Here is a 10,068-nt window from a genome sequence, read left to right as displayed (position 1 = left end):
CCCTTGCGGGACCGCGAAAAACATAACGGGGTCGGGGCGGGGGGACTCGGGGCTCCGCCTCGGGCCCCGGCGCCTTGGCCGGTGGGCTGGCTGCGGTTGAGGGTCGGCTCGTCGTCCCCCGGGGTTTGGGGGCGGGGGGACTCGGGACTCCGCCCCAGACCCCGGCGTCTTGGCCGGTGGGCTGGCTGCGGTTGAGGGTCGGTTTGTCGCCGCCCGGGGGGTTTGGGGGCGTGGGGGNACTCCGCCCCAGACCCCGGCGTCTTGGCCGGTGGGCTGGCTGCGGTTGAGGGTCGGTTTGTCGCCGCCCGGGGGGTTTGGGGGCGTGGGGGCTCGGGGCTCCGCCTCGGGCCCCGGCGTCTTGGCTGGTGGGCTGGTCGCGGCGACAGATGGCTCCTCGCCCCTCGGGGTCCAGGGGCGGAGCCCCTGGTAGTGGGAAGGGGCGGGGAGGGGAAGGGCCCGCCGGACACCCTCCGTAAGTCCTCCGGCCCCGCGCGGCCTTCCACGGCCCTTGACGGTCCGTGCCCGCGGTGCCAGAGTCAATCAAAATCTGACGATCCGTCAGATCGACGTTCGTCTGAGGCGGTGAACCTCCATGGAATTCGGACTCTTCGTGCAGGGCTACGTCCCCGAAAGCCGACGCCGAACCGACCCCGAGGCCGAGCACCACGCGCTCGTCGAGGAGACCGAGTACGTCATCCAGGCCGACCGGTCGGGCTTCAAGTACGTATGGGCCTCCGAGCACCACTTCCTGGACGAGTACTCCCACCTCTCCGCGAACGACGTCTTCCTCGGCTATCTCGCCCACGCCACCGAGCGCATCCACCTCGGCTCCGGCATCTTCAACCCGCTGCCGCAGGTCAACCACCCCGTGAAGGTCGCCGAGAAGGTCGCGATGCTCGACCACCTCTCGGGCGGCCGGTTCGAGTTCGGCTCCGGCCGGGGCGCGGGCAGCCACGAGATCCTGGGCTTCCTGCCGGGCGTGACCGACATGAACGCCACCAAGGAGATCTGGGAAGAGACGATCGCCGAGTTCCCCAAGATGTGGCTTCAGGACGAGTACCAGGGCTTCACCGGCAAGCACTGGTCCCTGCCGCCGCGCAAGGTGCTGCCCAAGCCGTACGGGGCCGCCCACCCGGCGATGTGGTACGCGGCCGGATCGCCGCCCTCGTACGCGATGGCCGGTAAGAAGGGCCTCGGCGTGCTCGGCTTCTCCATCCAGAAGGTCTCCGACATGGAGTGGGTCCTCGACTCCTACAAGAACGCGATCAAGGAGGCCGAGCCGGTCGGCGGCTTCGTCAACGACAACGTGATGGTCACCTCCACCGCGATCTGTGCCGAGACCCACGCCAAGGCCGTCGAGGTCGCGCTCGGCGGCGGGCTGAACTACCTGCAGTCGCTGCTCTTCCGTTACCACGACACCTTCCCCCGCCCGGAAGGCATCCCGCAGTGGCCCGAACTGCTGCCGGAGTACACCGAGGAGATCATCGAACTCCTCATCGCCGAGGAGCTGATGATCTGCGGCGACCCGGACGAGGTCTTCCGCCAGTGCAAGCGGTGGGAGCAGGCCGGGGCCGACCAGCTGTCGTTCGGGCTGCCGATCGGGATCGGCTACGAGGACACGATGAACACGATCAAGCTCATCGGCGAGCACGTCATCCCGAAGATCGACACCGATCCGGTGCACCGCACGACCCGCTTCCGCCAGGCCGCCACCCAGTAGCCGCTGCCGCAGCCGCAGCCGCTGTCACAGCCACAGCCACAGTCGCAGCCGCTGTCGCTGCCACAGCCACAGCCGCAGCCGTCAGCCGCAGACGCGAGAAAGGACCCGAACCCGTGCTCGACCACCTGATCAAGGGCGCCACCGTGGCGGACGGCACCGGCGCGCCCTCGTACGTCGCCGACGTCGGCATCCGGGACGGCCGGATCGTGGCCATCGCCGAGCCCGGGGCCGTCACCGAACCGGCCCGGTCCACCGAGGACGCCACCGGGCTCGTCCTCGCGCCCGGGTTCGTCGACCCGCACACCCACTACGACGCCCAGCTGTTCTGGGACCCGTACGCCACCCCCTCCATGAACCACGGCGTGACCACCGTGGCCGGCGGCAACTGCGGGTTCACCCTCGCCCCGCTCAACCCCGACCGGCCCGGCGACGCCGACTACACCCGGCGGATGATGAGCCGGGTCGAGGGCATGTCGCTGGTGGCGCTGGAGCGGGGCGCGCCCTGGAACTGGCACGGCTTCGGCGAGTACCTGGACGCCCTGGAAGGCCGGATCGCCGTCAACGCGGGCTTCATGGTGGGGCACTGCGCCCTGCGCCGCCATGTGATGGGCGAGGACGCGATCGGCGGACAGCCCAGCCCCGCGCAGCTGGAGGAGATGCTGCGGCTCTTCCACGAGGCGATGGACGCGGGGGCGTGGGGGCTGTCCACCACCCAGTCCTCGACCCACTCGGACGGGGACGGACAGCCGGTCGCCTCCCGCCACGCCCGCCCCGGGGAACTCCTGGCGCTGTCCCGGGCCGTCGGCGAACACGAGGGGACGCAGATCGAGGCGATCGTGGCGGGCTGTCTCGACCAGTTCGCCGACGAGGAGATCGACCTGCTGGTGGACATGAGCGCGGCCGCCGGGCGCCCGCTCAACTGGAACGTGCTGACCATCGACGCGGCCGTCCCCGAGCGGGTGCCGCGCCAGCTCCAGGCCAGCGAACGCGCCCGTAAGGCGGGCGGCAGGATCGTCGCGCTCACCATGCCGATCCTCACCCCCATGAACATGTCGCTCGGCACCTTCTGCGCGCTCAACCTCATCCCGGGCTGGGGCGACATCCTGGGTCTGCCGATCCCGGAACGGATCGCCAAGCTCCGCGACCCGGCCGTACGGGAGGAGATGCTGCGCCGCGCGGGCAGCCCCGAGGCCGGGGTCTTCCGGCGGCTCACCCACTTCGGCCGTTACGTCATCGGCGACACCTACAGCGAGGCCAACGCCGGGCTGACCGGGCGCGTCGTCCGCGACATCGCCGCCGAGCGCGGGCAGGAGCCCTTCCACTGCCTGGTGGAGATCTGCGCGGCGGACGAGATGCGTACGGTGCTGTGGCCGATGCCGACCGACAACGACCCGGCCAGCTGGCGCTTGCGACAGCAGACCTGGGAGCACGAGGACGTCATGCTGGGCGGCTCCGACGCCGGGGCCCATCTGGACCGGATGTGCGGCGCCCCGTACACCACCCGCTTCATCGGCGACTGTCTGCGCGGCCGGAAGCTGGTCGGCCTGGAGCGGGCGGTACGGATGCTGACGGACGATCCGGCGCGGCTGCTCGGGCTGCGCGGGCGCGGCCGGATCGCCGAGGGCTACCACGCCGACCTGGTCCTCTTCGACCCCGACCGGATCGACGCGGGTCAGGCGCGGCTGGTCCACGACCTGCCGGGCGACAGCCCCCGGCTGGACTCGCGTGCCACCGGCATCGTGAGCGTCCGGGTGGGCGGCACGGAGACCGTCCGGGACGACGAGATCACCGGCGCGGCGCCGGGGAAGGTGCTCCGTTCGGGCCGCGACACGGAGACGGTGAGCACGAGGGGCTGAGGCGGCCGTGAACGCTGTGGCCGAGGGCGGCGGGCGTGGCGGGCGCGGCGGGTCTCGCGTCCCCGCCGACCCCGGTGGCTCCGTCAGTCCCGGCGGCGGGCGTGGCGAGCGTGGCGGGTCTGGCGGCCCCACGGACCCCACCGGCCCCACGGATCCCGCCGGTTCCACGGACCCCACCGGCCCCACGGATCCCACCGGTTCCACGGATCCCACCGGTTCCACGGACCCCACCGGATCCACGGGGCCAACCGGACCCACCGGACTGCGCGGACGCGACTCCCTCACCGGCCGGGCCGCCCTGGTCACGGGCGGCTCACGGGGCATCGGGCTGGCCGTGGCGGAGGCGCTGACGGCGGACGGTGCGGCGGTGTGCGTCACGGCGCGGGATCCGAGAGGGCTGGCCGACGCCGTACGCCGCCTCGGCCCGCGCGCCACCGGCTGCCCGGGGGACGTGGCGGACCCGGCCCACGTGGAGGCGGCGGTGGCCCGCACCCTGGCCGAGTTCGGCCGCCTCGACATCCTGGTCAACAACGCCGCCACCAATGCCCCGCTCGGCCCGCTGATGGCCGTGGACCCGCTCGTCTGGCGCACGTCCTTCACGGTCAACGTGGAGGCCCCGCTGCGGCTGACCCAGGCGGCCTGGCGGGGCTGGATGCGCGACCACGGCGGCGCGGTCGTCAACATCTGCACCGAGGGCACGCACGGCGTCGGCCCGGACGTCGGCGCCTACGGCACCACCAAGACCGCCCTCCTCCGCCTCACCCGCCAGCTCGCCGCCGAACTGGCCCCCTCCGTCCGCGTCAACGCCGTCTCGCCGGGCCTGATCCGCACCGAGATGGCCCGCTTCGTCTGGGAGCCCGGCGAACGGGAGATCGCCGCGGCGCTCCCGCTCGCCCGTATCGGCGAACCGGAGGACGTGGCGCGCGCGGTCCGCTGGCTGGTCTCGGACGAGGCGTCCTGGATCACCGGCACGGACCTGGTGGTCGACGGCGGCCGCCGCGTCCGCGCGGCACGCCGCACCGACTGACGGGACCCATGGCCCCCTGTTGCCCGACCGGGGGGCAGCCCCATGCACGGTGGCGGCCCCCATACGCGCTAGACGAGACGCAACGTAGCGTCTACTCTAGGGCCCATGACACTCACTCACACCCTTGCCGACCCCCGGGTCGAGGCCGCCATCAGCCGCATGTTCACGCTGGCCGAGCAGGACGAGACCGCCCAGGCGCAGCTGCCGCCCGGCGCGCTGGAGATGGCCCCGCAGGAACTCGCCGACGCCGCGGCCGGGATCTATATGCCGATCTCCGCCGAGGGCGGGAAGCTGCTCTACAACCTGGTGCGCGCCATCCGCCCGGCCACGGTGGTCGAGTTCGGCATGTCCTACGGGATCTCCACGCTCCATCTGGCCGCCGCCGTGCGGGACAACGGCACCGGGCGCGTCGTCACCACGGAAATGAGCAAGGAGAAGATCGCCGCGGCCCGCCGCACCTTCACCGAGACCGGTCTTGACGACCTGATCACCGTGTTGGAGGGGGACGCCCGGGAGACCCTCGCCGACCTCGAGGGGCCCCTGGAACTGGTCCTGCTCGACGGCTGGAAGGACCTCTGCCTGCCCGTGCTGCGGATGCTCGAACCGAGGCTGCGGCCCGGCGCCCTCGTCGTGGCCGACGACATCGACCAGTTCGAGGGCCCCATGCGGCCGTACCTCGACTACGTACGCGACCCGGCGAACGGCTACCAGAACGTCAGCTTCCCCATCGAGGACGGCATGGAGATCAGCTGCCGCCTCTGACGCCGCCCGCCGCGCCGCGCGGTCGGGAAACCGTCAGCGCTCGCCCAGCCAGATCGGGTTCGTCATCGCCGCCATCGGGCCCGGTACGCCCGACGCGCCGCCGTCCGCCGGGGCGTGGCGGACCTCGGCGCGGACGTACGCCGCGTAGGACGCCGTCGTACGCCATTCGGCGGTGAGCTCACCGGAGGCGGGGACCGGCGTTCCATAGAGCTGGCCCTGGTCGGTGATGAACCGCACCGAGCAGCCCGGGCCCACGCCGGAGACCTTCAGCCGGACCGTGATCTCCTCCGCGCCGCCGACCGTCAGGCGCTCGCCGATTCCGGCGTGCTTGCCGCGTCCGCCGACCGCCTCGAAGGCGAGGTCGACCTTGGAGGACTCCGCGATCCAGCTGCGGCCGGCCCGGATGCCCTCCTGGATGGCGGTACGGGAGAGGTCGTCGGCGAGCACCACCGTCTGGGGCAGGCCCACGACCTGGGGCTCGCGGTGGGCGTCGCTGTGGCCGACGGCGGGCAGCCAGCGGCCGTCGCCGCGGGAGGCGGCCACCAGAGTGTTGTCCCACTCGGAGATCGTGACCTCGTCGTCGGGGGTGAAGTCCGCGTTCCACACCTCGACCGCGTCGGCCTCGTTGAAGCCGAACTTCCAGTTGCAGCCGACACAGGTGCCGTGCGGATGGGCCGGGATCACCAGGCCGCCGGCCTGCCGGACCTTGCGGGCGAACTGGCCGAAGCGGTTGTCCCGGGCGCGGTAGCGCCAGTCGATGAAGACGCCGGGGTCGGTGCCGAGGGCGACCACATGGCCGTTGCGCGTGGTGATCTCCTCACCGGTGAGGATCAGCAGGTCATCGCCCCACAGGCCCTCGAACGCGGCATGCGCCGACGTCGTGTTGTGCTCGGTGGTGGTGATGAAGTCCAGCCCCGCGGCGCGGGCGGCGGCGACCAGCTCGGCCGGGGTGCGCTTGCCGTCGGAGTACACAGTGTGCAGATGCGAGTCGCCCCGGTACCAGGCGCGGCCCCGGCCCTTCGCCCGCTGCGGCGGGTAGACCGGCTTCGGCGTGGTGCCGGGCGCGCCGTACCGCAGGGTGACGGTGACCTTGTAGTCCAGGCCCTGCGGGGCGACCGTGTACGGCCCCAGCACCACATGCCAGGTGCCCGCCTTGACCGGCCCCGCCAGATAGCCGGGGGTGGCCTCCTCGGCGCTGATGGCGAACTCCGTACGCGCTCCGCCGGACCAGCCGCGGAAGCCGCGGCCGCCCAGCTCCGTGCCGCGCTCGTCGAAGATGCCGATGTCGCAGGCGTTGCCCTGCGTGCCGGCCGGGACGGTCGGCTTGTCGTACGCGTACGACACGGCGATCTCGCGCACCCCGCGCGGGACCTCGACCGGCACGTAGACGAAGTCGGGCGCGCCGGTGGGCAGATGCCCGCTGAGGGTCTTGGTCTGCTCCGGGCCGTCGGCCGTGCTCGCCGCGTCGGCCTCGGTGAAGGTCATGGGATCGAGTGTCAGCACACCCGCCGCGCCCGCAAGCGCGGAGAGCCTGAGTACATCGCGTCGCTGCATGAGGTGCCCCCCCAGAGTCGAGAGTGCCGTCCGACACCCGCGTGACACCGTTGTACGCGTGGGTGACACGCGCGGAAAGCCCTGTGGATAACTCCATGGCCGAGAGGGAACGGGCACCCCCGCCCCCGCCCCGCCGCCCCTCAGCGCGTCGGGCGAAGTCCGCTACGGTTCGGCAGCGCCCCGAAGGAGCGCGGGGCTGTGTCGATGTGCGGCGCCGTCGTGGGCGCGACCGGCCACGACGGCGCCGCAGACGGCCGACGACGCATCGCGGCGCTTCCAGCGGAGCGCTTAGCCCGGCGATCCGCCCGCCCCCGCCCGGCTCTTCGAGCGCCGCCCGCCCGGCGATCCGCGTGCCCCCGCCAAGTCCCTTCCGGGCGAAGGCCGTCGGCGCCCAGTGCGTGTAGCCCGCACGTTCCACCGCGCCGTATTCCCGCCCACGGCCCGCGGCCGCCGTGATCAGACCCACAAAACCGCAGGCCCGGGCCGTCTGGCGGTGTCCCATACCGCTCGTATGCTCGGAGGATGACCACGAGCGCGCAGGGAAACGAACCGGGTGCCCCGACTGGCTCCGCCGCCCCCACAGCCAACGCGATGCGCCGTGCGCTCAAGCGCGCCCGCGACGGCGTGGCGCTGGACACCGCCGAGGCGGCGGTGCTGCTCCAGGCGCGCGGCGACGACCTGCGGGAGCTGATGGCCTCCGCCGCCCGGGTCCGCGACGCGGGCCTGGAGGCGGCCGGTCGCCCCGGGGTCATCACCTACTCGCGCAGCGTCTTCATCCCGCTCACCCGGCTGTGCCGGGACAAGTGTCACTACTGCACCTTCGCGACCGTCCCCGGCAAGCTGCGCCGCGCGGGTCACGGAATGTATCTGTCGCCCGACGAGGTCCTGGCCATCGCCCGCCGGGGCGCCGAAATGGGCTGCAAGGAAGCGCTGATCACGCTCGGCGACCGTCCCGAGGACCGCTGGCCCGAGGCGCGCGAATGGCTGGAGGCCGAGGGGTACGACGACACCATCGCGTACGTACGGGCCATGGCCATCCGCATCCTGGAGGAGACGGGCCTGCTGCCCCACCTCAACCCCGGCGCGATGACCTGGACCGACTTCCAGCGGCTCAAGCCCGTCGCCCCCTCCATGGGCATGATGCTGGAGACCACCGCCGAGCGGCTGTGGAGCGAGCCCGGCGGCCCCCACTACGGCTCGCCCGACAAGGAGCCGGCGGTGCGGCTGCGGGTGCTGGAGGACGCCGGGCGCAGCTCCGTCCCGTTCACCAGCGGGCTGCTGATCGGGATCGGCGAGACGCATGAGGAGCGGGCGGATTCGCTGTTCGCGCTGCGCCGCGTCTCCCGCTCGTACCACGGCATCCAGGAAGTCATCGTCCAGAACTTCCGCGCCAAGCCGGACACCGCCATGCGGGGGATGCCGGACGCCGAGCTGGACGACCTGGTGGCCACCGTCGCCGTCGCCCGCCACATCCTGGGCCCGTCCGCCTGCATCCAGGCGCCGCCCAACCTGGTGGACGCGGAGTACGAGCAGCTCATCGGGGCCGGTATCGACGACTGGGGCGGCGTCTCCCCGCTCACCCCGGACCACGTCAACCCCGAGCGCCCCTGGCCCCAGGTGGACGAGCTGGCCGAGCGCTCCGCGGCGGCCGGCTTCCGGCTGCGCGAACGGCTCGCGGTCTACCCCGAGTACGTCCGGCGCGGCGAACCCTGGCTCGACCCCCGGCTGCTGCCGCATGTCACCGCGCTCGCCGACCCCGAGACCGGCCTGGCCCGCGAGGACGCGATCCCCACCGGGCTGCCCTGGCAGGAGCCCGACGAGGCGTTCAGCGCCTCCGGCCGCACCGATCTGCACCGCGCCATCGACACCGAGGGCCGCACCGGTGACCGCCGTAAGGACTTCGACGAGGTCTATGGCGACTGGGAGGCGCTGCGCGAGGCCGCCGCCCCCGGGATGGTCCCCTCCCGGATCGACGCCGACGTCAAGGCCGCGCTGGCCCAGGCCGCCGACGACCCGACCCGGCTGACCGATCCCGAGGCGCTGGCCCTGCTCCACGCCGAGGGCCCGGCGCTGGACGCCCTGTGCCGCATCGCGGACGATCTGCGCCGGGCGACCGTCGGCGACGACGTCACCTACATCGTCACCCGGAACATCAACTTCACCAATGTCTGCTACACCGGCTGCCGCTTCTGCGCCTTCGCCCAGCGCCGCACCGACGCCGACGCCTACACCCTCTCCCTGAACCAGGTCGCCGACCGTGCCCAGCAGGCGTGGGACGTGGGCGCGGTGGAAGTCTGCATGCAGGGCGGCATCCACCCGGATCTGCCCGGCACCGCGTACTTCGACATCGCACGCGCCGTCAAGGAGCGCGTGCCCGGCATGCACGTCCACGCCTTCTCCCCTATGGAGGTCGTCAACGGGGCGACCCGCACCGGAATGTCCATCCGCGAATGGCTGACGGCGGCGCGCGAGGCGGGCCTGGACACCATCCCCGGCACGGCCGCCGAGATCCTGGACGACGAGGTGCGCTGGGTCCTCACCAAGGGCAAGCTGCCGACGGCCACCTGGGTCGAGGTCGTCAAGACGGCACATGAGCTGGGCATCCGGTCCTCGTCCACGATGATGTACGGCCATGTGGACCAGCCCCGCCACTGGCTGGCCCATCTGCGGCTGCTCGCCGAGATCCAGCAGGAGACGGGCGGCTTCACCGAATTCGTCACCCTCCCCTTCATCCACACCAACGCCCCCGTCTACCTCGCCGGTATCGCCCGCCCCGGCCCCACCACCCGCGACAACCGCGCCGTCACGGCCATGGCACGCATCCTGCTCCACCCCCACATCCCCAACATCCAGACCAGCTGGGTGAAGCTGGGCACGGAAGGCGCCGCCGAGATGCTGCGCTCCGGCGCCAACGACCTGGGCGGCACCCTTATGGAGGAGACCATCTCCCGTATGGCGGGCTCCTCCTACGGCTCCTACCGCTCCATCCAGGACCTGGTGGCCATCGCCGAGCTGGCCGGCCGCCCGGCCCGCGCCCGCACCACCACCTACGGCCCCGTCCCCGAGGACCGCCAGGCCGCCGCCCTCGCCTCGGACGGCCATCTGCCGGAGCTGCTGCCGGTGCTGGGGGACTGACCCCCGGGCCTGCG

At 72.5% G+C, this 10,068-nt stretch carries 6 protein-coding genes; 5 read left to right on the top strand and 1 reads right to left on the bottom strand.

Going from position 1 to position 10,068, the window contains the following annotated elements:
• The first annotated feature begins 592 nt into the window (after positions 1–592).
• From IEJ02_RS07765 to IEJ02_RS07750, 4 genes are all read left to right on the top strand, one after another.
• Positions 593–1,720, top strand: a complete 1,128-nt coding sequence (locus IEJ02_RS07765; RefSeq protein WP_191064030.1) for an LLM class flavin-dependent oxidoreductase — start codon at positions 593–595, stop codon at positions 1,718–1,720.
• Between the two features lie 113 nt (positions 1,721–1,833).
• A complete protein-coding gene (locus IEJ02_RS07760; RefSeq protein ID WP_191064029.1) occupies positions 1,834–3,576 on the top strand; it encodes an N-acyl-D-amino-acid deacylase family protein in 1,743 nt (580 codons plus the stop codon).
• 262 nt (positions 3,577–3,838) lie between these two features.
• Positions 3,839–4,603, top strand: a complete 765-nt coding sequence (locus IEJ02_RS07755; RefSeq protein ID WP_191064053.1) for an SDR family oxidoreductase — start codon at positions 3,839–3,841, stop codon at positions 4,601–4,603.
• Between the two features lie 105 nt (positions 4,604–4,708).
• Positions 4,709–5,365 carry an O-methyltransferase gene (locus IEJ02_RS07750; protein WP_191064028.1) on the top strand — a complete coding sequence of 219 codons (657 nt, stop codon included), beginning with the start codon at positions 4,709–4,711 and terminating at the stop codon, positions 5,363–5,365.
• 33 nt (positions 5,366–5,398) lie between these two features.
• Here the strand turns inward: IEJ02_RS07750 and IEJ02_RS07745 are convergent, their stop codons facing one another.
• Positions 5,399–6,919 carry a CehA/McbA family metallohydrolase gene (locus tag IEJ02_RS07745; protein WP_191064027.1) on the bottom strand — a complete coding sequence of 507 codons (1,521 nt, stop codon included), beginning with the start codon at positions 6,917–6,919 and terminating at the stop codon, positions 5,399–5,401.
• 522 nt (positions 6,920–7,441) lie between these two features.
• Between IEJ02_RS07745 and IEJ02_RS07740 the strand changes: the two genes are divergently transcribed.
• Positions 7,442–10,054 (top strand): bifunctional FO biosynthesis protein CofGH, encoded by a 2,613-nt coding sequence (locus tag IEJ02_RS07740; protein WP_191064026.1) that lies wholly within the window; start codon positions 7,442–7,444, stop codon positions 10,052–10,054.
• The last annotated feature ends 14 nt before the right edge of the window (positions 10,055–10,068 follow it).

The sequence above is a fragment of the Streptomyces sp. 5-10 genome (assembly GCF_014712245.1).
Taxonomy (GTDB): Bacteria; Actinomycetota; Actinomycetes; order Streptomycetales; family Streptomycetaceae; genus Streptomyces; species Streptomyces violaceusniger.
This window is presented reverse-complemented; position numbering and strand designations above follow the sequence as displayed.